The 23,263-nt window shown below is 71.2% G+C and carries 16 protein-coding genes and 9 tRNA genes; 23 read left to right on the top strand and 2 right to left on the bottom strand.

Annotation, left to right across the window (positions count from 1 at the left end):
* The 5 genes from rosag_RS20925 to rosag_RS20905 all read left to right on the top strand — a co-directional run bounded on the left by rosag_RS20925 (window position 1) and on the right by rosag_RS20905 (window position 10,339).
* Window positions 1-3,114 carry a SusC/RagA family TonB-linked outer membrane protein gene (locus tag rosag_RS20925; RefSeq protein WP_284352114.1) on the top strand — a complete coding sequence of 1,038 codons (3,114 nt, stop codon included), beginning with the start codon at window positions 1-3 and terminating at the stop codon, window positions 3,112-3,114.
* Window positions 3,115-3,127: 13 nt separating this feature from the next.
* A complete protein-coding gene (locus tag rosag_RS20920; protein ID WP_284352113.1) occupies window positions 3,128-4,471 on the top strand; it encodes a RagB/SusD family nutrient uptake outer membrane protein in 1,344 nt (447 codons plus the stop codon).
* Window positions 4,472-4,861: 390 nt separating this feature from the next.
* On the top strand, window positions 4,862-7,975 hold the full coding sequence (locus rosag_RS20915) for a SusC/RagA family TonB-linked outer membrane protein (protein WP_284352112.1): 3,114 nt from the start codon (window positions 4,862-4,864) through the stop codon (window positions 7,973-7,975).
* Window positions 7,975-9,552, top strand: a complete 1,578-nt coding sequence (locus rosag_RS20910) for a RagB/SusD family nutrient uptake outer membrane protein (protein ID WP_284352111.1) — start codon at window positions 7,975-7,977, stop codon at window positions 9,550-9,552. The genes rosag_RS20915 and rosag_RS20910 overlap by 1 nt, the downstream gene beginning before the upstream one ends.
* Window positions 9,553-9,559: 7 nt before the next feature.
* Window positions 9,560-10,339, top strand: a complete 780-nt coding sequence (locus tag rosag_RS20905) for a DUF4397 domain-containing protein (RefSeq protein WP_284352110.1) — start codon at window positions 9,560-9,562, stop codon at window positions 10,337-10,339.
* 89 nt (window positions 10,340-10,428) lie between these two features.
* On the opposite strand, the gene rosag_RS20900 is transcribed toward rosag_RS20905, so the two are convergent.
* Window positions 10,429-12,999 carry an ABC transporter permease gene (locus rosag_RS20900; protein WP_284352109.1) on the bottom strand — a complete coding sequence of 857 codons (2,571 nt, stop codon included), beginning with the start codon at window positions 12,997-12,999 and terminating at the stop codon, window positions 10,429-10,431.
* Window positions 12,996-13,706 carry an ABC transporter ATP-binding protein gene (locus rosag_RS20895; RefSeq protein ID WP_284352108.1) on the bottom strand — a complete coding sequence of 237 codons (711 nt, stop codon included), beginning with the start codon at window positions 13,704-13,706 and terminating at the stop codon, window positions 12,996-12,998. The genes rosag_RS20900 and rosag_RS20895 overlap by 4 nt, the downstream gene beginning before the upstream one ends.
* Here rosag_RS20895 and rosag_RS20890 point away from each other — a divergent pair.
* The 18 genes from rosag_RS20890 to rosag_RS20805 all read left to right on the top strand — a co-directional run bounded on the left by rosag_RS20890 (window position 13,705) and on the right by rosag_RS20805 (window position 23,197).
* The gene (locus tag rosag_RS20890) at window positions 13,705-14,499 is read left to right on the top strand and encodes an arylesterase (protein ID WP_284352107.1); all 795 of its coding nucleotides are present in this window, start codon (window positions 13,705-13,707) and stop codon (window positions 14,497-14,499) included. The genes rosag_RS20895 and rosag_RS20890 overlap by 2 nt on opposite strands.
* A gap of 84 nt (window positions 14,500-14,583) precedes the next feature.
* Window positions 14,584-15,150, top strand: a complete 567-nt coding sequence (gene efp, locus rosag_RS20885; RefSeq protein WP_284352106.1) for an elongation factor P — start codon at window positions 14,584-14,586, stop codon at window positions 15,148-15,150.
* Window positions 15,151-15,290: 140 nt separating this feature from the next.
* Window positions 15,291-15,364, top strand: a tRNA-His gene (locus rosag_RS20880).
* Window positions 15,365-15,448: 84 nt separating this feature from the next.
* A tRNA-Trp gene (locus rosag_RS20875) sits at window positions 15,449-15,521 on the top strand.
* A 131-nt stretch (window positions 15,522-15,652) separates the two neighbouring features.
* Window positions 15,653-15,725, top strand: a tRNA-Glu gene (locus rosag_RS20870).
* 79 nt (window positions 15,726-15,804) lie between these two features.
* Window positions 15,805-15,876 (top strand) — tRNA-Glu (locus tag rosag_RS20865).
* Between the two features lie 49 nt (window positions 15,877-15,925).
* Window positions 15,926-16,000, top strand: a tRNA-Asp gene (locus tag rosag_RS20860).
* Window positions 16,001-16,058: 58 nt separating this feature from the next.
* Window positions 16,059-16,140, top strand: a tRNA-Leu gene (locus rosag_RS20855).
* Between the two features lie 48 nt (window positions 16,141-16,188).
* Window positions 16,189-16,260 (top strand) — tRNA-Thr (locus rosag_RS20850).
* Between the two features lie 70 nt (window positions 16,261-16,330).
* Window positions 16,331-16,403 (top strand) — tRNA-Gly (locus rosag_RS20845).
* A gap of 199 nt (window positions 16,404-16,602) precedes the next feature.
* A complete protein-coding gene (locus tag rosag_RS20840; protein WP_284352105.1) occupies window positions 16,603-17,163 on the top strand; it encodes a hypothetical protein in 561 nt (186 codons plus the stop codon).
* Between the two features lie 31 nt (window positions 17,164-17,194).
* Window positions 17,195-17,923, top strand: a complete 729-nt coding sequence (locus rosag_RS20835; RefSeq protein WP_284352104.1) for a DUF72 domain-containing protein — start codon at window positions 17,195-17,197, stop codon at window positions 17,921-17,923.
* An 88-nt stretch (window positions 17,924-18,011) separates the two neighbouring features.
* Window positions 18,012-18,224, top strand: coding sequence for a heavy-metal-associated domain-containing protein (locus rosag_RS20830; RefSeq protein WP_284352103.1), 213 nt, complete (start codon window positions 18,012-18,014; stop codon window positions 18,222-18,224).
* Complete coding sequence (gene hemQ, locus rosag_RS20825; RefSeq protein WP_284352102.1) at window positions 18,221-19,114, top strand: hydrogen peroxide-dependent heme synthase; 894 nt, start codon at window positions 18,221-18,223, stop codon at window positions 19,112-19,114. The genes rosag_RS20830 and hemQ overlap by 4 nt, the downstream gene beginning before the upstream one ends.
* Before the next feature lie 106 nt (window positions 19,115-19,220).
* A tRNA-Pro gene (locus tag rosag_RS20820) sits at window positions 19,221-19,294 on the top strand.
* 245 nt (window positions 19,295-19,539) lie between these two features.
* A complete protein-coding gene (locus rosag_RS20815; protein WP_284352101.1) occupies window positions 19,540-20,670 on the top strand; it encodes a metallophosphoesterase in 1,131 nt (376 codons plus the stop codon).
* A gap of 682 nt (window positions 20,671-21,352) precedes the next feature.
* Window positions 21,353-21,781: a surface-adhesin E family protein gene (locus rosag_RS20810; RefSeq protein WP_284352100.1), complete on the top strand. Its 429-nt coding sequence runs from the start codon at window positions 21,353-21,355 to the stop codon at window positions 21,779-21,781.
* 120 nt (window positions 21,782-21,901) lie between these two features.
* Entirely contained in the window at window positions 21,902-23,197 is a 1,296-nt protein-coding gene (locus tag rosag_RS20805; RefSeq protein WP_284352099.1) for a PQQ-dependent sugar dehydrogenase, read from the top strand.
* Window positions 23,198-23,263 lie beyond the last annotated feature (66 nt).

Genomic DNA, 23,263 nt, shown 5'->3' with positions numbered 1-23,263 from the left:
ATGTCGTTGAAGCTCGTCAGGGCCGCGGGGCTGTGCCTCGCCCCGATGGTGCTCGGCGCTCTCGCCCCGAGGCTGGTGCTCGGCCAGGGCACCGGCACGGTCCGCGGCCGCGTGGTCGACGCGGCGGGGCAGCGCCCGGTCGCCGACGCGCAGATCAGCGTCGTCGGCACGACGATCGGCGCCATCACCAACGCCGCCGGCGACTACGTCATCGCGAACGTCCCCGCCGGCGCGCAGCAGCTGCGCGTGCGGCGCATCGGCTTCCAGGCCGGCGCGGCGCAGGCGGTGACGGTGACCGCCGGGGCCACCGCGACCGCCAACTTCACGCTGACGCAGGCCGCCGCGCAGCTGGACCAGGTGGTCGTCACCGGCACCGCCGGCGCGACCACGCGCCGCGCCGTCGGCAACGCGATCACGACCGTCAACGCGGCCGAGCTGACCGAGACCAACTCGATCTCGAACGTCAGCGAGATCCTGCAGTCGAAGACGCCGGGCGTCACGGTCCTCCCGGGCTCGGGCACCCCCGGCACCTCGGGCGAGATCCGCATCCGGGGCAACAACTCGCTCAGCGGGTCGCGCCCCGTGATCTTCATCGACGGCGTGCGCATGAACGCCGAGGGGCTGGGGAACTTCAACGCCACCGGCACCGGCGCCAACGGCCAGGCGCAGTCGACGCAGATCACGTCCGGGCTCGACTTCATCAACCCCGAGGACATCGAGAGCATCGAGGTCATCAAGGGGCCGGCGGCGTCGACGCTGTACGGCGCCGACGCATCGGGCGGCGTCATCCAGATCATCACGAAGCGCGGGATCCGTGGCCAGCAGAAGCCGCAGTGGACCGCGCGCGCGGAGCGGGGCCTCAACCAGTGGGGCGTGGCGTCGCTCACCAACTACCTCACCTGCGACTCCGCGCGGATCGCCGCGCGCACCACCGTCGACGGCGCGCCGCAGCCGACGTACACCGGATGCCAGGGGCGCGCGATCGGCACGGTGCTCACGGCCGACCCGCTCAAGCAGGACCCGGCCGCGATCCGCGACGGCACCATCCAGCGCCTGAACCTCGGGCTGCGCGGCGGCGCCGACCGCTACTCGTACTTCCTGTCGGCCGACAAGGACGACGAGTACGGCATCTTCTTCAACAGCTTCAATCGGCGGAAGGCGGCGCGCGGCAACTTCGTGCTCGCGCCCAACGACCGCACGGAGCTCACGGTCAACGTCGGCTACCTGACCAACGACCTGCGCCTCCCGCCGCAGGACGAGTCGCCGCTCGGCGTCCTGCTCAACACGTCGCGCGCCCAGCCCGGGCTGCGCCCGCAGACGCTCGTCCGCAACGGCGTGGCGGGGCGCGACACGATCGCCTACCCGAGCCAGGCGCCCTACCGCGCCAACGCGTACAACAACCGCACGCAGTCGGACCGCCTGCAGCTCGCGACGACGCTGAACTACAACCCGGCGTCGTGGCTGCGGAACCGCCTGACGCTCGGCACCGACCAGATCTACTCGACCGCCAACGTGCTGGTCCTCCCCGGCGACGACTTCGAGCCGACGGGCAACGTCCTGCAGCGCACGCCGCGGTCGCGGAGCTACACGATCGACTACGTCGGCAACGTCCCGTACCGGCTCACGAAGGCGCTCCAGGCCACCACGTCCATCGGCACGCAGATCATCGCGCGCCGCAACGAGACGCTCAGCGCGAGCGGCACCGGGCTCGGCGCCCCGGACGTGTCGGTCATCGGGTCGGCCAGCACGACGTCCGGGCTGAACACGTTCTCCGAGAACAACTCGGTCGGCTACTTCGTGCAGCAGCAGCTCGACTGGAACGACCGGCTGTTCCTCACGGGCGCGGTGCGCGCGGACGACAACTCGTCGTTCGGCACCGACTTCAACACGATCGTCTACCCGAAGTTCTCGCTCTCCTGGGTGCTGAGCGAGGAGCCGGCGCTGGAGGGGCTCTTCCGCACGCTGCGGACGAACACCTTCAAGCTGCGCTCCGCCTGGGGGCAGGCCGGCCGCTCGCCCGAGCCCTACGCCGCCACGCAGACGTACCAGGTGGTCCGTACCACCGTGTCGCAGTCGAGCACCGTCTCGGGGCTCATCACCAACGCGTACGGGAATCCGTCGCTCAAGCCGGAGCGCGGCGAGGAGTTCGAGATCGGCTTCGAGAGCGGCCACCTGAACGAGCGCCTCGGTCTCGACTTCTCGTACTACAACCGCCGGACGCGCGACATGCTGCTGCGCGTCGCGGTCGCGCCGTCGCTCGGCTTCGCGCCGACGACGACCACCAACCCGTTCGTCAACCTGGGCACGGTCAAGAATTCCGGCTTCGAGCTCGGGCTCAACGCCACGCCGGTGCAGACCGCGCGCTTCGTATGGGACGCGCGCGTCACCGCGGCGACCAACAACGACATCCTCGAGACCTTCGGCATCCCGGGGCGCACCAGCGAGAACCCGATCAGCCAGGCCTACGGCGTCGTGCAGCAGCACCGCGTCGGCTACCGCCTCGGCGCCTACTGGGCCCCGGTCGTCAAGCGCGATGCGGAGGGGAACATCCAGCTGACGCCCGGCGGCGCGATCGACACCGTCGGCACCACGCGGTACATCGGCCCGTCCGCGCCGACGCGCGAGGTCGGCTTCTCGAACACGTTCACCTTCTTCCGCAACTTCCGCCTGTACGCGCTGCTCGACTACAAGGGCGGGCACTACCTGTTCAACGCCAAGGAGCGCAGCCGCTGCCAGGCCGCGAACGACAACTGCGCGGCGGTCAACGATCCGCGCTTCCTCGGCGCCCGCAGCCCGCGCACCCGCGCCGACTCGCTGCTCCGTCGCGAGGTGGACGCGCTCCGGACCGTGCCGTCGCTGTTCATCGAGAAGGCCGACTTCGTGAAGCTGCGCGAGGTCTCGCTCGCGGTGACGATCCCCCAGCGCCTCATCGCGCGCACCGGCGCGTCGGCGGCGCAGCTCATCGTCAGCGGGCGCAACCTGGGGCTGTGGACGGACTACACCGGCTACGACCCAGAGGTCAACTCGTACGGCGGCCGCGACTTCGTGCGCGTCGACGCCTATGCGGCGCCGATGACGCGCCGGCTGTCCGGCCAGATCAACCTCACCTTCTGACCCCGGCGATCCCATGCGAAAGCTGCACTCGGTCCGCCGCGGCCCGCGACCCCGGCTGGCGACGCTCGGCGCGCTCGTGCTGGGCGCCGCCGTGGTCGGGGCGTGCAACGAGTTCCTCCAGGCCGAGAACCCCGGCGCCGTCGAGGAGTCCGACGTCAACCAGCCGCAGTACATGTCGCTGCTCGCCAACGGCGTGATCAGCGAGTTCCAGGCCGCGTTCTCGAACATCACGTGGTGGAACTCGATGTTCAGCGACGAGCTGTACAACCGGCAGACGTTCTTCGAGGAGATCCTGATCGACCAGCGCCGCGTCGGGCCGGAGAACGGCACCAACGGCACCTTCATCTACCCGCGCATCCAGCGGGCGCGCTTCTCCGCCGACGACGCCGTGTCGCGCATGAAGATCGTGCTCGGCGACAGCGCGGGCGTCGACATCCGCGTGGCGCGCTCGCTGGCGTACGGCGTCATGACCTACAACTATCTCGCCGAGATGCTCTGCGAGATCCCGTTCGACGCGCAGGCGCCGCAGACCCCCGACGACGTGTTCCGGAAGGCGATCGCCAAGGCCGATTCGGCGGTGACCGTCGCCAACGCCGCCAAGGCGCGGGCCAAGGCCCGCACGCCGATCGTGGCGGCGGACACCCTGGCGGCCGACTCGGTGCGCAACTTCGCGCTGGTCGGGGCGGCGCGCGCGGCGCTGAACCTCAACGACCGGGCGCGCGCGGTGACCTACGCGCAGCAGGTGCCGGCGGCGTTCAACTTCTTCGCGACGTTCTCCAACAACTCGACGGCCGAGAACCACCGCATCTGGTCGAACCTGACCGCGGCGTCGAGCGCCACCACCGACAACACGCCGTTCCGCGACATGGCCGGCGACGTGCGGATCCCGCGCAGCGGCGTGACGGGCGTGACGGGGCTCATCCCGCGCTCGCCGTCGTCGTACAGCAGCTTCGACGGCACCGCGACCGGTGCGCCGTTCGTCCCCGGCGGCACGGTCCGCATCGCATCGGGGCTCGAGGCGCGCTACATCGTCGCCGAGGCGCAGATCGAGTCGAACCCGGCGCAGGCGCTGACGCTGATCAACGAGCGCCGCGCCTTCGGCCGGCTCCAGCAGCCGGTCTCGGGGCTCACCGGGACGGCGCTGCTGACCGAGCTGCGCGATCAGCGCCGGCGCGACTTCTACCTCGACAACCACCGGCTCGGAGACCTGCGGCGCTACCTGAAGTACTACCAGGTCAACGAGTTCCAGCGCGGCCCGTATCCCACCAGCACGACGGGGGAGACCTACGGCGACCAGACCTGCTGGCCGCTGACGCTGGCCGAGATCAACGGGAATCCGAACATCCCGCGGCCCTGAGCGAGCTCGGTCCCTGCAGCGCGAGGGGGCGCCGTCCGATACGGACGGCGCCCCCTCGCGCGTTCCGCCCTGATTCCGTGGCCGCTCGCCCCCGGCCGACGGGCGCCTGAGACTCCGGCTCGCGCGCGTTCGTCACACATCTGGAAGGATCGTCTCGTCCGCGGTCTCGCACGCTTCGCCCGGTGCGGTTCGCGGTTCGTACACGCCCTGTACGATCTTGCCGTACACGCGCGCGACGCCTTAACCTTCTGCCCGCCGCGTCAGGGCCGGCGCGCTCATCGATTCGTCGCTGAGGCGCCAGACCGCCTCGCCGCGCGCCCGTACGTCCCCCTCGGGACCACCGCGCGGCCCCAGGCCCGCGGAGGTTCCGTCCCTTCTCCGGAGACCTCCATGTCGTTGAAGCTCGTCAGGGCCACGGGGCTGTGCCTCGTCCCGATGGCACTCGGCGCCTTCGCCCCGCGGCTCGTGCTCGCACAGGCGACCGGCACGGTGCGCGGGCGCGTGATCGAGTCCGGGTCGCAGCGCCCCGTCCCCGACGCGCAGGTGAGTGTCGTGGGTTCCACCCAGGGCGGCATCACCAACGCGGCGGGCGAGTACGTGATCGCCAACGTGCCGGTGGGTGAGCGCCAGCTGCGCGCGCGTCGCATCGGCTTCCAGGTGGCCAACCAGACGGTCACCATCGTCACCGGCGGCTCGGTGCGCGCCGACTTCACGCTCACGACCGCGCCCGCGCAGCTCGACCAGGTCGTCGTCACGGCCCTCGGCCAGACGGCGTCGCAGCGCTCGCTCGGCACCGCGCAGCAGACCGTCCGCGGCGCCGACATCGCCGAGGCGCAGCGCCCGAACTTCGTCAACGCGCTGCAGGGGCGCGTGGCGGGCGTCGAGGTGGTGAGCAGCTCGGGCGTGCCCGGCGCGTCGTCGTCGATCACGATCCGCGGCGTCAGCTCGATCAGCAGCAGCAACCAGCCGCTGATGATCATCGACGGCCTGCCGATGGACAACAAGACGCTGAACACCGGCGTCCTCGCGTCGGACCGGCCGGGCTCCGTCAGCGGGTTCAACAACCGCGGCGTCGACTTCACGAACCGCGCGGCCGACCTGAACCCCGACGACATCGAGAGCGTCACGGTCCTCAAGGGCCCCGAGGCGTCGGCCCTCTACGGCATCGACGCCGCCAACGGCGCCATCGTCATCACGACGAAGCGCGGCCGGCCGGGGCAGGGGGGCCTCGACTACAGCAACAGCTTCACGTTCGAGAAGACCAACGCCCGTCCCGAGGTCCAGCGGACCTACGGCGTGAGCGGCGTCGGCTCGACGACGTTCCAGTACTTCGGGTTCCCGTACCCGGACACGACGACGTTCTACGACAACGTCGACGGCTTCTTCCGCACCGGCACGCGGCAGAACCACAACCTGTCGTTCAGCGGCGCGGCGGCGGACAACCGGGTGAACTACCGCGTCGGCACCAGCATGCTGCGGCAGGCGGGCGTCGTCCCCGGCACCAAGTATGACCGCGTCAACGTCACGGGTGCCTCGGGCGCGCAGGTCGCGAGCTGGCTCAAGGCCGACCTGTCGATGCAGTACACCAACGCCGAGAACGCGCAGTCGTTCAAGGGTGAGGGCGGACCGCTCATCGGCCTGCTCGTGTGGCCGGCGTTCGACGACGCGTCCGACTGGCTCACGCCGGCCGGTCAGCGCCGCCGCCTGACGTCGCTCGGCGCGGCGTCCGAGGTCGACAATCCGTACTTCAACGTCAACAAGAACCGGATCAACTCGACCAACAACCGCATCCTCGCCAACCTCGGCCTGATCGTCACGCCGTTCTCGTGGGGCAACCTGCGGACGAACATCGGCGTCGACAACTACGTGAACCAGAACCAGCTGATGCGCCATCCGGAGAGCGCGCTCGGCATCACGTACAACGGCACGCTGGACGAGGCGAACGACATCACGCGCAACATCAACGCGCAGACGCTGCTGAACTTCAACCGCCGCGAGCTCGGCGGTGGGTTCGCGATCGCGGGTCTGCTCGGCAACGCGATCTCGGATGCGCGCTCGGAGACGGACGCGCTGCTCGGCCAGGACTTCCTGGATCCGCAGTTCGTGTCGATCAACAACACGAACCTGCGCTTCAACCGCACCACGCTGGCGCAGCGCCGCCTCGTGAGCGCGTTCGGGCAGGCGACGATCGACTTCAACGAGTACCTGTACCTCACCGTCACGGGCCGTAACGACTGGACGTCGACGATCCCGATCGGCGAGAACTCGTTCTTCTACCCGTCGTTCTCGGGCAGCTTCGTCTTCTCGGACGCCTTCCCGTCGCTCAAGCGCTTCATGACGGGCAAGCTGCGCGGCGGCTACGCCGAGGTGGGCAAGGACGCGCGTCCGTACGCCTACCGCCCGTCGCTCGAGTTCAAGGCGACGTCCAACGGCGGCTACGGCTACGGCTTCACGGGCCCGAACCTCGCGCTCAAGCCCGAGTTCGCGCGCTCGTACGAGTTCGGCACGGAGCTCAGCTTCCTCGACGACCGCCTCGGCATCGACGCGACGGTCTACCGGAAGCAGACGAAGGACCAGATCGTCAACGACATCCGCGGCTCCTACGCGACCGGCTACATCCTCTTCAACCTGAACGGCGCGGTCACCCGCAACGAGGGCCTCGAGCTCACGGTGCGCACCACGCCGGTCCTGAAGGGCAGCTTCAGCTGGGACGTGCTGGGCAACTTCGAGAAGGCGCGCGGCAAGGTGCTCGCCCTCCCGAACGCGCTGCCCGAGTCGTACGTGTCGGACACGTGGCTCTTCGGCAACGTCCGCAACGGCACGGCGCCGAACATGTCGACGCGCTCGCTGACCGGCCTGTTCTACCTCCGCGCCACCGACGGCCCGGCGAAGGGCAAGCTGCTCATCGACCCGACGACCGGCCTCCCGCTGCGCTCGACGACGTTCATCGACGCCGGCTACGACCGTCAGCCGGACTTCACGATCGGCGTCACGAACACGATCCGCTTCAAGAAGCTGTCGCTCAGCGCCCTCGTCGACATCCGCAAGGGCGGTGACGTGTTCAACGCCACGCAGCACTTCCTGACGGCGCGCGGCCTCGCCACCTCGACGCTCGACCGCACGCGTCCGCGCGTGATCGACGGCGTGCTCCGCGACGGCAAGGAGAACTCGGCCAACCCGACGGTCAACAGCATCGTCGTCGTCCCGGCCGTGCAGACGTCGTACTACACGCTGATGTCCGAGGAGCTCTTCATCGAGAAGGACATCAACTGGCTGCGCCTGCGCGACGTGACGCTCCAGTACCAGCTGCCGGCCCGCTTCGCGCGCCAGGCCAGCATCTTCGTGACGGGCACGGACCTGTACCTGCTGACGAACTACTCGGGTCTCGACCCGATCGTCAACGGCAACACCGCGGCGGTCGGCGGCTCGGGCGCGGCCGGCATCGACTACGGCAACTTCCCGATCCCGCGCGGCTTCAACTTCGGCCTCCGCCTGGGGCTCTGATGATGCGACTGAGAATCCGATCGCTCGCCCTCGCGGCGGGCCTGCTGACCACGGCCGCCGTCGGCTGCCGCGACTTCCTCGACGTCAACGACAACCCGAACGCGCCCCAGACGGTCACGGCGAACCTGTACCTGCCGCCGATGATCCACTGGATGGTGACGTCGCCGCAGTTCGACGGGCGCTTCGTCGGCCGCTACACCCAGCAGGTCGTGCTGACGGGGACGATCGTCAGCACCTGGGACCGCATGGGCTACGACCCCTCCAGCGACAACGGCGCGCAGCAGTGGCGTGACGTGTACTGGAGCCTCGGCCAGAACCTGGTCGACATGATGAACAAGGCCGAGGCCGAGCAGCGCTGGGACCTCCTCGGCGTCGGGCAGATCCTGAAGGCGTGGGGCTGGCAGTCGCTGACCGACCTCCATGGCGAGATCATCGTCAAGGAGGCGATCGACCAGTCGAAGTTCAGCTTCAACTACGACACGCAGGAGTACGCGTACCAGGAGGTCCAGCGCCTGCTCAACGAGGCGATCAAGAACCTCCAGCGCACCGACGGCGCGGTCGACCAGAGCTACCTGGCGCGCGGCGACAAGCTGTACAACGGCGACCGCTCGAAGTGGATCAAGTTCGCCTACGGCATGCTGGCGATGAACCTGAACCACTACTCGAACAAGTCGTCGTACAAGCCGGCGGACGTGATCGCGGCGGTGGACAAGTCGCTCGCGAGCAACGCGGACGACGCGCTCCTGACCTACCCGAACACGAACAACGACGACATCAACTTCCTCGGCCGCACGCGCAACAACTTCACCAGCTACCGCCAGACGCGGTTCGTGGTGGGGCTGATGGACGGGACCGTGTTCGGCGCCGTCGATCCGCGCATGACCCGCATGCTGTCGCCGTCGCCCGACGGCCAGTACCGCGGCCTGGATCCGAACGTCGTGGGCTTCGGCGCCCTCACGGTCGCGCAGCAGCCGAACAACCTGTACGGCTATCCCACCACGGGCGGGCTCCAGCTGCCGGGCCGCTACCTCTTCGACGACAAGGCGAAGATGGCGGCGATGACGTACTCGCAGCTGCAGTTCGTGAAGGCCGAGGCGGCGTACCGCGCGGGCGACAAGGCGACGGCGCTGGCGGCGTACCGCAACGGGGTCTCGTCGCACATCGACTTCGTGAACGCGCGGAACCTCGACAACAACCAGAACGCGACGCAGATCACCGCGGCCGAGAAGGCGGCGTTCCTGGCGGATCCGCGGATCGTCCCGACGAACCCGGCGCAGCTGACGCTGACGCAGATCATGTCCCAGAAGTACATCGCCCAGTGGATGTGGGGACACAACGAGCTGTGGATGGACATGCGCCGCTACAACTACACGGGCGCCGATCCGGTCACCGGCCAGCAGGTCTACCCGGGCTTCACGATCCCGACGTCGCTCTATCCGGACAACGGCGGCAAGGTCGTGCAGCGCATCCGGCCGCGGTACAACTCGGAGTACGTGTGGAACCGGACCGGGCTCGAGGCGGTTGGCGCGCTCGCGCTCGACTACCACACGAAGCCGCTCTGGATCACTCAACCGTAACGTGGCCATGATCAGACTTCGATCCGCAGCCGTGCTGCTGTCCGCCGGGCTGCTCGCCTCGTGCGGCGACAAGCAGGGCGCGCAGGACATCCTCGGCTCGCTCCCCGGCGCGCGCGTGAAGTTCTTCAACTTCGGCGTCAACGCGCCGAGCGTGAACTTCTACGCGAACGACCGGAAGATGACGGCGATCACGTCGGGCACCGGCGTCGAGTCGACCACCGGCGTCGCCTACGGCGGCGTCGGCTCGGGCGGCTTCTACTCCGCCATCGAGCCGGGGCAGTACACGTTCAGCGGCCGCATCTCGGCCGCGACGGACAAGGACCTCGCGGTCGCCAGCGCGGCCGCGACTCTGGCCGACGGGAAGGCGTACACGTTCTACATGAGCGGCATCTACGACGCGACGGCGAAGAAGGCCGACGCGTTCGTGGTCGAGGACAACTTCCCGGCGGACATCGACTACGCGGCGACCTACGTTCGCTTCGTCAACGCGAGCTCCAACTCGCAGCCGATGGCGCTCGTCGTGAAGAACCCCAACGCCGGCAACGCGATCGTCGGTGCGACGACGGTCACGGCGTACAAGAGCGCCTCGCCGTTCGTGCGCATTCCGGGCAGCGTCGCCGCCGACCTGGAGACCGTCGCCGCTGGGTCGTCGACGCCGCTCGTGACGCGCACGGGCGTCGCCCTCGTGGTGGGCCGCGTCTACACGATCACGCTGCGCGGCGACATGACCGTCACGTCCACCACCTCGGCCAACCGGCCCCAGCTCGACTTCACCGCGAACCGGTGAGGCGGGCGGCCATCGGCCGCACGTGAGACGCGGGCCGCGATCCGAGAGGATCGCGGCCCGCGTCGCGTCTGCCCCTGTCCGCGCGGCGCTCAGCCGTCGCGCAGCGCCGCCATCGGCGTCGACCGGAAGGCCTCGCGGCCGGTCAGCACGCCGATGAGCAGCGTCAGCGCCATCAGCAGCCCCGCGATCGCGAGGGCCGAGTCCCACGCGGGCACGAACGTCCCGCGGAAGATCCACTTCTGCAGCGCCCACGCGCCCGCGAACGAGAGCAGCATCCCCGCGACCGCGCCGAGGGCGCCGAGCACCGCGTACTCCGCGAGCAGGATGCGGCCGATCTGCGCGCGCGTCGCGCCGAGCGTCTTGAGGAGCACCGCGTCGCGCAGCCGGTCGCGCCGTGTCGCGGCGACCGCGCTCACGAGCACCGGGATGCCCACCGCGAGGCAGAACACGCCCAGGAAGCGCACGGCGACGGCGACCTTCTCGAGGATGCTGCCGACCGTGCGCTGCACGAGCGACAGGTCGACGCTCGAGACGTTCGGGTGGCGCGCGACGACGTCACGCTGCACGCGCGCCACGCCGTCCGGCGTCGGAATGCGCGCGAGGATCACGAACTGCTTCGGTGCCGCCTGCAGCGCCGCCGGCTGGAACACCGCGAAGAAGTTGGGCTCGAAGCGCTGCCAGTTCACCTCGCGGAAGCTCGTGACGCGCGTGGCGACCTGCACGCCCTGCACGTCCCACGTCACTGTGTCGCCGAGCGAGAGGCCCAGCTCGCGCGCCACGCCCGCCTCGAAGCTGACCTCGGGCGTCGTGCCCGCGGGCGCGTCCGACGTGAAGAAGCGGCCCGCGGTCACGCGCTCCGCCTCGCCCTGCGTCGTGCGGTAGGTCGACCGGTACTCGCGCCGCAGCGGCCACCGCTCCCCGCGCCGGCTCGTGTCGGCCAGCAGCGACGCCGTCGTGCGGCCGTTCACCGCGGCGATGCGCATCGTGACGATCGGCGTCGACGACAGCACGCGGTAGCCGCCCGCCCTGAGGGTCGAGTCGACGAACGTCGCCTGGTCCTCCTGCACGTCGAAGAACAGCACGTTGGCGCGCGTGGCCGTGTCGCGCAGGTCGAGCGTGCGCAGCAGGTTCGCCTGCACCAGGTAGATCGTCGACACGAGGAACGCGCCGAAGCCGAGGGCGAGCGTCACCGCCCGCGTCTGGCTGCCGGGCCGGTAGAGGTTCGCGACCCCCTGGCGCACGACGTACGGCCACCCCTTCCGCAGCGCGCGCCGCGCGAGCCAGCTGGTGACCGTGGCGCTGACCCAGAGCAGTGCGAGCGCCGCGAAGATCGCGAGCGTGATCCCGAGCCCGTCGCGCACGCGTCCCGTACGCTGCACCGCGAGCCCGGCGACGCTCGCCACGACCGCGAGGCTCACGAGCGCGCTCGCCCAGTCGAGCCCCCTGCCTCGCAGCGCGCCCGGATCGACGTCGCGGCGGATGGCCTGCAGCGGGCTGACGCGCCGCAGCGCGAGCAGCGGCCGCAGCGCGAACACGAGCGCCACCCACACGCCCACGATCACGCCCGCCACGATCGCCGCCGGCTCCAGCGTCACCGACACGTCCACCGGCAGGAACTCGCCGAGCACGCGCGGGATCAGCAGCTGCACGCCGATGCCGAGCAGGGCGCCGGCCGCCGCGCCGATCAGCCCCATCGCGGCGGCCTGCGTGACGTAGATCGCCAGGATCTGCCGCGCCGTCGCGCCCAGGCAGCGCAGCACCGCGACCGTGTCGATCTTGCGCGCGACGAAGGCGCTGACGCCGCTCGCGACGCCCACGCCGCCCAGGAGCAGCGCGATCAGCCCGACGATCGACAGGAAGTCGCTCAGCCGGTCGACGGCCTCGGTCAGCCCGCGCTCGGTGTCGGCGACGGTGCGGCTGCGCACCTGCTGGTCGTCGAACCGGCGCTTGACGGGCTGCAGGAACTTCGCGGCCGACTGCCCGTCGGGGAGTCGCACCACCGCCTCGTACTCCGCGCGGCTGCCGAACACCAGCAGCTGCGTCTCGGCCAGGTAGCGCGCGGGGATGTAGACGCGTGGGCCGATGACCGACGCGATGCCCGCGTCGCCGGGGACGTTCTCCAGCGTGCCATCGATGCGGAAGCGCCCGTAGCCCAGCACCAGCGTGTCGCCGATCTGCGCGTCGAGCGCGATCAGGAGCGAGCGGTCCACCAGCGCGTGCGGTCCGCCATGGAGGGCGGTCCAGCGCCCGGCCGGCCGCGTCGTCACCTCGCCATAGAACGGGTAGCCGCGCTCCACCGCGCGCACCTGCACGAGGCGCGTCTTCCCGGTGCGCGGCACGAGGCCCATGGACGCGAACTGCGTCGTGCGCGCCACGCGGACGCCGCGCGCGGGGAGCGAGTCGAGCCACGCCAGCACCGGCTTGGGCCACGGGCGCCGCGTGGTGAACGCGACGTCGCCGCCGAGCAGCGCGCGCGACTGCGTGCGCACGGAGCGCGCGACGTTGCCCGCGAACGAGTCGATGGCCACCAGCGCCGCGACGCCGAGCGCGATGGACGACATGTAGAGCAGCAGGCGACGGCGCGCCGTGCGGCTCTCGCGCCACGCGAGGCGGAAGAGGGAGGCCCAGGGCGAGCGAGCCCCGCTGTCCGGCGCGCTCACGACGCCGCCCGCTCGATCAGCGGCTCCGCGGGAGCCTCCGCGCCGCTGTCGCTCACCACCACGCCGTCCGCCAGCCGGATGACGCGCTGAGTGCGCGCGGCGAGCCCCAGGTCGTGCGTCACCAGCACGATCGTCGTCCCGTCCTCGCGGTTCAGCGACTCCAGCAGCTCGACGATGCGTGCGCCCGTCGCGCCGTCCAGGTTGCCCGTGGGCTCGTCGGCGAAGAGGATGCGCGGCCGGTTCACGAAGGCGCGCGCGATCGCCACGCGCTGCTGCTCGCCGCCCGAGAGCTGGGCAGGGAAGTGGTGCCCGCGTCCCGACAGCCCCACGCGGTCCAGCAGCTCGCGCGCGCGCGCCTCGGCGCCGCGCTCGCCGCGCAGCTCCAGCGGGACGGTGACGTTCTCGAGTGCGGTGAGCGTCGGGATCAATTGAAAGCTCTGGAAGACGAACCCAACTTTCTCGCCGCGGAGGCGCGCCCGCGCGTCCTCGTCGAGCGACGTCAGGTCGACGCCGTCGAGAACCACCTGGCCGCGCGTGGGTACGTCCAGACCGGCCAGCAGCCCGAGGAGCGTCGTCTTGCCGCTCCCCGACGGACCGACGATCGCGGCGAAGGCGCCCGTCTCCAGCGCGAAGGAGACGTCGCGCAGCACCGCGAGCGGCCGGCCGCCGCTGAGGTATTCCTTGGAGAGCGTACGAGCGACGAGCATGGGTCTGCAGAGCGAAGGAGACGGGCGCCGCACGGTGCGGCGCCTCGGGATGACGGGCGTGCTGCTCGGGGCGTCGGTGGCGACGGCCTGCGCCGGCGGCGAGGCGAACCCGAAGGATAGCGGCGGTCCCGGGGCCGCCTCGTCAGGAAACCGCGGGGGCGTGGCTGCTACCCCGAGCGGCGGGGCGACGGACGCGCCGTCCGCGGCCGCGCGCGGGCCGCTGCGCGTCGTCTTCGTCGGGACGAGCCTCACGGCGGGGCTCGGGCTCGACCCGGACAGCGCGTACCCCGCGCTGATCCAGCGCAAGGCCGACTCGGCCGGCATGCCGATCGTGGTCGTGAATGCCGGCGTCAGCGGGGAGACCTCGGCGGGCGCGCTGCGGCGCATCGACTGGGTGCTGCGTGAGCCGCTCGACGTGCTGGTCCTGGAGACGGGCGCGAACGACGGGCTGCGCGCGCTGCGGGTGGACTCGACGCGGGAGAACCTGGCGGCGATCCTGGCGCGCACGCGGCAGGCGCATCCGGCGGCGCGGCTGCTGGTCGTGCAGATGGAGGCGCCGCCCAACCTCGGCCCCGACTATACGGCGCGCTTCCGGGGCATGTTTCCCGACGTCGCCAAGGCGGCGGGCGCCGCGCTCACGCCCTTCCTGCTGGACCGCGTGGCCGGCGTGGCGCGGCTCAACCAGCCCGACGGCATCCACCCGAACGAGGCGGGCGCGCGGATCGTGGCGGAGACGGTGTGGCAGGCCCTGCGGCCCGTGCTCGACTCGGCGCGAGCGGTCGGCGCGCCTTGACCGGCGGGGGGCGATCCGAGCAAATTGAGCGGCTGCAAGCACTTAGAATCGCATCCCGTCACCATCTCAGTTTCGGTCATCGTCATGGCAATGCCTGCCACGCAGATCCGCCGCGGGATGGTCCTCGTGTTCGAGGGCCAGCCGTGCCGCGTGATCGAGTTCCGCCATCACACTCCCGGCAACCTGCGCGCGATGGTGCAGGCGAAGCTGAAGAACCTGCGCACCGGCTCGTCGTTCGAGCATCGGTTCCGGGCCGCCGACTCGATCGAGAAGGCGGACATGGAGACGCACGACCTGGAGTTCCTCTATCAGGGCGGCGACACGTACCACTTCATGAACACCGAGAACTACGACCAGCTCGAGATGGACGAGGAGGCGCTCGGTGACAACGCGCAGTGGATGCAGCCGGGCATGCGGATTGTGGCCGAGTACTACGACGGCAAGCCGATCGGCATCCAGCTCCCCGCGTCGATGACGTTCGAGATCGTGGAGACGGCGCCGGTGATGAAGACGGCGACGAAGAACGCGTCGAGCAAGCCGGCGAAGCTGGAGAACGGCGTCACGGTGAACGTCCCGGAGTTCATCAGCACGGGCGAGCGCGTCCGCGTGAACCCGCAGACGGGCGAGTACCTGGAGCGCGCGAAGGACTGAGGGCGCTGGGCCTTGGAGGCGGGGCAGGGGCGCGGGTCGCGCCCTTGAACCCCCCTCCGGGCCCGGTTAGCTTTATCGGCCGCCCGGTCCGCTGGCTCGGACCCTGCGGCACGGTGCCCGCGCACGTCGCGGCGCCCATGGTGGCTATAGCTCAATCGGTTAGAGCACCGGTCTGTGGCACCGGGGGTTGCGGGTTCAAGTCCCGTTAGCCACCCCTCCGCTCTCCAGCAGTACCGCACTGTGTAGCAACTGTGCAGCACGTGAGTGGCCCGGGTCGCGTCGCAGCGCGATCGGTTGAAGGTCCGTAGCTCAATTGGTAGAGCACCGGTCTCCAAAACCGGCGGTTGGGGGTTCGATTCCCTCCGGGCCTGTGTGTCGCGAACACGATGTAAATCGCGCGGCGGTCGCTAGTTGAAAACGGATAGCGTGCTGGTTAGGATGCAGTGCTCGCCGGCAGAAAGGGCGAGCGGCTCGGGTCGCCGCGGAGGCGGTCGGGCAGCACGGCGGTATCGTCTAGAGGCCTAGGACACAGCCCTCTCAAGGCTGGAACACGGGTTCGAATCCCGTTACCGCTACTCGACGGCAGGATCGTCGGACCGGATCTGCGAAGGTCCAACTGGAAGGTGCGAGCACTGTCCGATGGTGCGAACCGGCGGCCCCATCGTCTATCGGTTAGGACGCTACCCTTTCAAGGTGGAGAGACGGGTTCGATTCCCGTTGGGGCTATCGCAGCAGGGATGCAGGCGCAGGTGCACGTGCAGCTGTTCGTGAAGTTGGGGCCGTAGCTCAGTTTGGTTAGAGCACTCGACTGTCACTCGAGAGGTCGCGGGTTCGAGCCCCGTCGGCCCCGTTGGTTTTGCAGTTCAAGCCTGGTGAGCGCCCGGTTGACGACCGGTGCGCCCCACGCTGCCCTGGTGGTGAAATTGGTAGACACGCCATCTTGAGGGGGTGGTGCCGAAAGGCATAGCGGTTCGAGTCCGCTCCAGGGCACCTCCGTTCGTTTCGTTCGTCTTGGATCCACACCTCGGATCCGAAGTCGCCACAGTAGCTCAGTGGTAGAGCACCCGATTCGTAATCGGGCGGTCGTGAGTTCAATCCTCACCTGTGGCTCTTGCGGCGCGCCGCTCCACGGCGCAGCATCCCGTCAGGTCCTGATCGGCAGCAAGGCAGTCGAACACACGCGGGAGTAGCTCAGTTGGTAGAGCGCCAGCTTCCCAAGCTGGATGTCGCGGGTTCGAACCCCGTCTCCCGCTCTCTAGAAAGTCAGAAGACCGGCGGCGCGCTTCGGCGCGCCGCCGGTCTTTTTGCGTGCGTACCGTACGAAATCGTACGGAACACCCCGCGCGCGGCGGGTATCGACGGAGACGAGCAGCAGCGCACGCCCGCCGTGCGGCGCGACCGATCGGCCGCCGCGGCGCCACCGAGACCGCCCTGCGAGGAGGCGCGACCCCGATGACGCACGCCCTGCCCGATCCGCCCCGGCGCCTCCCGTCCGCCGCCGAGGAGGCGGCGGAGCTCGGCACGGCCCGGCTCATGTCGCCGCCGGCGCATCCGACGCCATCCGTCGCCGTTCGAGAGGGCGCCGAGGTCGAGCCGAAGGCGCTGCGCGTGGCGCAGGATGCGGCCGTGAAGCGGAACCTCTGGCCCAGCCAGCCCGGCTTCCCCAGCACGCGCACGCACTGGCAGACGCACCTGCACGTCGAGGCGTGGGTGCGCAACACGACGTACGCGAAGCACGTCTGGGCCGACGTGCACGTCTTCGGGCACGACGGCGCGCTGGCCGCCAGCGAGACGATCCCGCTCGCGTACGCGCGGCCGGCCGGCGACGGGGGCGACCTGTTCCAGCTCGACCGCGTCGTCTACGAGGGCGCGACCGCGACGCCGGGATCGGCGACGCCGCGCCCGGACGTGCGGCTGGTGCAGTACCGGCTGTACTACCAGTTCGACGGCCGCGTCGTGACCGACGGAGAGCTCCACCAGTGCGTGCTGCGCTCGGACGCGGTGAGCACCTGACGCCGCTCGTGCGGATGAGCGTTCGCCGGACGTGAGCGTCCACGTCGGCACGTCGGGGTGGAGCTACGATCACTGGACGCACGTGCTCTACCCGGAGGGGCTGCCGGCGCGCGCGCGGCTCGATCGCTACGTCGCGCACTTCGGCACCGTGGAGCTGAACAGCAGCTACTACCGCTGGCCGAAGGACGCCGCGTTCGCACGCTGGCGGCGGCGACTCCCGCCCGGCTTCGTGCTGAGCGTGAAGGCGCCCGGCCTGCTGACGCACGTGCGGCGGCTGTACGGGCCGGAGCGGTGGCTGGCGCGCATCGGCCGCGCGTTCGACCGACTCGGCGACCGGCGCGGCGTGCTGCTGGTGCAGCTGTCGCCGAAGCTCGAGGTCGACGAGCCGCGCCTCGCGTGGTTCCTGGCGCACGTGCCGGCGGGCGTGCGCGTCGCGGTGGAGATGCGGCATCCGAGCTGGCACCGCGAGAGCGTGTTCGCGCTGCTGGCGCGGCACGGCGCGGCGTACTGCGTGATGAGCGGCGCGGGGCTGCCGTGCGTGCTGCGCGCGACCGCGCGCACCGTGTACGTGCGGCTGCACGGGCCGGATCCGCACCACCTCTATGCCGGCTCGTATCCGGAGGCGGACCTGCGCTGGTGGGCGGCGCGCATCCGCGAGTGGGACGGGGCCGGGCACGACGTCTTCGCCTACTTCAACAACGACGGCGAGGGCAACGCCGTGCGCAACGCCGCCCGGCTCCGACAGCTCGCGGGCGCCTGAGTCGTTCCGGCGTCCGGGATGCTCCGGATTCGTCCGTCCCCGGCCCCGGCTAGATTTGCCGGCGGACCGACAGGCCGGGAGGGCCGTGATGGAACGGGTGACGATGCGGATCGAGGGGATGAGCTGCGGGCACTGCGTGCGCGCCGTCGAGGACGCGCTGCGCGCGCTGCCCGGCGTGGAGGTGGAGCGCGTCGCGATCGGTGAGGCGACGGTGGCGTTCGACCCAGCGCAGACGCCACGCACTGAGCTCGACGACGCGGTGCGCGACGCGGGCTACGAGCTCGCGGGAGCGAGCGCATGACGCATGGCACCGCGATCCAGCCGGCGGCCACGCGGCCCGGTCATGCCGAGGCGGCGCCGCACGTGCCGCCCGCGCTGACGCTCGAAGGGTGGTACGCGCACCACCAGCTGTTCTCGATCGACCGCGCGGCGCTCCGCGCGATGACGCCCGAGGCGCGCGCCGGGGCGGCCGAGCGGACCGTGCGCGCGCTGCACGAGCTGGCGCAGCCGGCGGAGGGCGGCTGGAGCGCGCCCGCGCTGCTCATCGGCTCGACCGCGGACGTGATGCTGCTGCACTTCCGCCCGACGCTCGACGGCGTCGGTGAGGCGCAGCGGCGCGTCCTCGGCGCCTCGCTCTCGCAGGTGCTGAAGCCCGCGGGCGCGTTCCTGAGCGTGACGGAGGCGGGGATGTACGCGCTGACGTCGAAGCTCGCGCGCGAGACGGCGGCGCGCGGCGGCGTCGAGGGCGACGCGGAGTACCAGCGCGAGCTGGAGGCGCGGCTGGAGGCGGAGCGCGCGTCGCCGCACCTGCAGCGGCGCCTGTATCCGCCGCGCCCGGGCGAGGCGATGCCGTACGTCTGCTTCTACCCGATGTCGAAGCGCCGCGCGCCGCAGCAGAACTGGTACGCGCTGAGCGGCGAGGAGCGCAGCCGCCTGATGTGGGAGCACGGCAAGAGCGGGCGCCGCTTCGCGGGGCGCGTGTTCCAGGTCATCACGGGCTCGATCGGCTTCGACGCGTGGGAGTGGGGCGTGACGCTGTTCGCGGGCGACCCGCTGGAGTTCAAGCGCGTGGTGACCGAGATGCGCTTCGACGAGGTGAGCGCGCAGTACGCTGAGTTCGGGGACTTCTGGGTGGGGCGGCTGCTGACGCCGGAGGCGTGGGTGGCGGCGATCCTGGAGGGGACCGAGTAGCTGGCGGGCTCGGTTGTTCTGCGTCCGGGGGCGGGTTATACTTCGCGCTCTGCGGTCCGGGCGGGTGGACGGGCACGCGGGCTCGGGTCAGCGATGAGCCGAGGCACGGGACGTAGCGCAGCCCGGTAGCGCACCTGAATGGGGTTCAGGGGGTCGCGGGTTCAAATCCCGCCGTCCCGATCGAGAAGCATCAGGCGTGAGCAACGCGCCGGCACCGTGTCGAGGATCTTACTCGACAGTGGTGCCGGCGCGTTTCGCGTTGTGCGTGAGCCAATCTCGTCGAGCGGTCCGGGTCACACCGCTGGCGGTCCACCTCACGTCGCCGCGCGCCGCAGCCCCGGGGCAGGGTGCGATCGTGGAGCCACCAACGCCAGCGCGCTCGCGCCCGTGGCGCTGGTCGCGGCCCTCCACTCCATCCGCCCCGGATGAGCTACCTCTTCGTGTTCGCGATCTCGGTCGTCCTGACCGTCATCGTCTGGCTGTCGCTGCTCGCCACCGCGCGCGTGATGCGCGCTCGCCGGGCGGTGGCCGCGTTCTGGGGCGTCGCCGCGGTCGTCCATCTCCTCTGGTGGCGGCTGCCCGACCTGGGCGGCGCGTGGAGCACTGCGGCGCGCTGGCTCGTGAGCGTGTGGCTCGGCTCCTTGGTGACCGCGGCGCTGCTCGTGATCCAACTCGCGCTCCTCGTCGTCGTGCGCCGCATGGCGGGAGGGCGCGCGGAGCTGGGAGCGCGCGTGCCCATCGCCGCGCTCGCCATCCCGCTCGCCGTCGGCGTGGCGATCAGCCTCGAGGGTGTCGGTGATCCAGTCGTCCGCGAGGAGGTGGTGCGCGTGCGCGGGCTGCCATCGACGCTGGACGGCCTGCGCATCGCCAACCTCGGGGACGTGCACGTCGGACGCTTCGTCGTGCCGGCGGATCTCGCGCGCGCGGTCGATCTCGTCGACGCGCGCGGCGTCGACCTGCTCGCCGTCACGGGCGATCTGATCGACGACGTGCGGCTCATCGAGCCGACGCTGGACGCCCTCGAGCGCGAGCGGGCGCGGCCCGTCGTCGCGATCCTCGGCAACCACGACAAGGCGCACGAGTCGGCCGTCGTGACCGCGATGCGCCGCCGTGCGCCGCGCCTCACCCTGCTCGTCAACGGCAGCGTCGTGATCCCGCACGGCGGCGGCAGCGTGCGCGTGGTCGGCGCCGACTATCCGCTCGATGCGCGTGGGGGGCACGTGCTGCCGCGTCCGCAGCAGGACGCGGCGATGCGCGACTTCGCGGCGCGTGCGTTCGCCGGAGCGACCTCTGGCGAGACGATCATCGCGCTGTCGCACCATCCGGCGTTCTTCCGCGTCGCCGCGGCACGCGGTGCGGCGCTGACGCTGGCGAGCCACACGCATGGTGGTCACGTGCGGTTCGGCCGCCGGCCGCTGATCGACGCCTTCGACTACACCCACGGGCCGTATCGGCGTGGCGAGGCGCACCTCGACGTCTCGGCCGGGGTGGGGCACTGGCTGCCGCTCCGCATCGGCGTGCCGCGCGAGATCGTGATCGTCACGCTGCGGCGCTGACGGTCCTGGAGCTCGCAGCGGGGCGGACACGCCAGGGCCCGTCGACTTCGGCGAACGTTCTGGATTGCGGCCCTCGCGCCCCATTCCAATTATGGCGTCGGGCAGGGGCGCCGCGGCTGACGCGTCCAGGCCCGGTTCGCCGGCGGGACGCCGTCGGTGGACGACCTGCCGAGCGTTCGAACTTGGCAGGGCGGCTGCGGAGTCGCTGGTCGCAGCCGGCGCCCGACGCGAGTCGGGGACCTGGCGCCGAGGGCCGCTCGGCGACGGGAAGTCCAGGGATCGGGTCGTGACGCACGGGCCGAGGACGCACGACCAGCCGAGCGGGCGAGAGCCTGCCGACGAGACCGCGCCTTCGGGACCGGACGGAACGGGTTCGAACCCAGCCGATCGTTGGACGCCAGCGATGTGGGCACCCCCGGAGCGATTCGTCGCCCCGGGGGTGTTGCATGTCCGGGCCTCTCGCGATCGCATGGCGCGACCGCGCCTGTGGCGGCGCCGCCACGCCGACGTCGCGCGGCGTGGAGCGCGCGCCACACCAGCCGCGGCGAACCACTCGGCGACTGCGACGTAACCCGCGTGCAGGCAACGCGTTACCGGCACGTGAAGGCACGGCCGGGCCCGGTCCCCGACTTGCCCTGCGGGTGGCGTCCCCGATCCGCCCCCGCGCTCTCCGAGGCCGCCCGTGCTCTTCGCCGCCCTGACGCCGCTCGCCACCGCCGCCGCGCTCCTGCTGGCTCCGGCGCCCGCTCCGGCTCCCGACTGGATGTGGCGCCCGGTGCTGGCGTTCGACGAGGTGAGCGTCGATCTGGACGCGAGCACGGTGCAGGGCGCCGGGCCGTACACGGTGCAGCTGCGGTGGAGCTTCCACGAGCGCGCCGCCAGCCCGCAGGCGTGGGACGCGGGCGTGCGCTACTCGATCGACGTCGTCGAGATCGACTGCCGGGCGCAGGCGACGCGCACGTGGGCCTCGTCGGCGTTCACGAAGGGCGGCGACGTCGTGGCGGACCTCTCGTTCCAGCAGGCGGCGCCCGCGTGGAACCGGCACGCGGCGGAGAGCATTGGCGGGATGCTGGCACGCGAGGCGTGCGCGTCGATCCGCACACGCGCCTGACATGCACGGGTGGCGTGCCGCGCGGCGGCACGTAGACTGCCCCTCGACCGGAGCCTGATCCGCGAGCCGGCCACGTGTCCTTCACGTGCCGGCCCGCCCACTCCTGCGAGGACCGAACGCATGCACCACCCCCGCCGCGCCATCCTGCCCCTCATCGCGCTCGCGAGCGTCGGCGCCGGCTGCCTGCCGCGCGCGGAGGCGGCCGAGCGTGCCGCCGCCGTCGCCGCGCAGCCGGCGAGCCAGTCGGCGAGCCAGTCGGCGACCCAGCCCGCGTGCCAGCCGCTGGAGACGCGCGCCGCCAACGCCCCCACGCAGCGCCCCGCGTTCGCCGGGCAGACGCGCGCGTGCGCCGCGCCGACCAACGTCGCCTTCGACGTCACCGTCGTCGCGGGACGGCTCGAGAAGCCGTGGGCCGTCGAGCCGCTGCCGGGCGGCGACTTCCTCGTGACCGAGAAGCCGGGGCGCCTCCGCCTCGTCACGAGCGCCGGGAAGGTGAGCCCGCCGATCGCCGGCCTGCCCGCGGTCGATGGCCGCGGCCAGGGTGGCCTGCTGGACGTCGCGCTCAGCCCGCGCTTCGAGACGGACCGCACGATCTTCTGGAGCTTCAGCGAGCCGCGCGGCGACGGGAACGCCACCAGCGTCGCGCGCGGCGTGCTGAGCGCCGATCGCCGGAGCCTCGAGCAGGTGCGCGTGATCTTCCGCGCGATGCCGTCCTACGACGGCACGATGCACTTCGGCTCGCGCATCGCCTTCGGGCCGGACGGCATGCTCTACCTCACGCTCGGCGAGCGCTCCGACACGGTCATCCGCCCGCAGGCGCAGGACCTCGGCAGCCACATGGGGAAGATCATCCGCATCACCCCCGATGGCGCGGCGCCGCGCGACAACCCCTTCGTCGGCCGCCAGGGCGCGCGCCCCGAGATCTTCTCGCTCGGGCACCGCAACGTGCAGGCGGCGGCGTTCGACGCGCAGGGGCGGCTGTGGGAGATCGAGCACGGCACGCGCGGCGGCGACGAGCTCAATCTCGTGCAGAAAGGGAAGAACTACGGCTGGCCCCTCGCCGCGTACGGCATCGAGTACGCGGGAATGCCGATCCGGAACTCGGGCGGCGCGACGACGCGCGAGGGCACCGAGCAGCCCGTGTACTACTGGGATCCGGTGATCGCGCCGTCCGGCGCGCAGTTCTACACGGGGAACGCGTTCCCGGCGTGGAAGGGGAGCCTGTTCGTCGGCGCGATGGGGCAGCGCCGCCTCGTGCGCCTGACCATCGCGAACGACCGCGTCACCGGCGAGGAGCACCTGCTGGTCGATCGCGCGCAGCGCATCCGCGACGTGAAGCAGGGGCCGGACGGCGCGCTGTACGTCGTGACCGACACGACGGCGGGAGAGCTCTGGCGGATCGCGCCGAAGCCGTGAGCCGCCCGGTGAGCCGCGTCGCACCCCGGCACTCGCCCCGAGTGCCGGGAGCGCCGTATCATGCCA

This window comes from Roseisolibacter agri (genome assembly GCF_030159095.1).
GTDB classification, from domain to species: domain Bacteria; phylum Gemmatimonadota; class Gemmatimonadetes; order Gemmatimonadales; family Gemmatimonadaceae; genus Roseisolibacter; species Roseisolibacter agri.
Note: the sequence above shows the minus strand (reverse complement) of the source record. Positions and strands in the feature narration are given on the sequence as shown.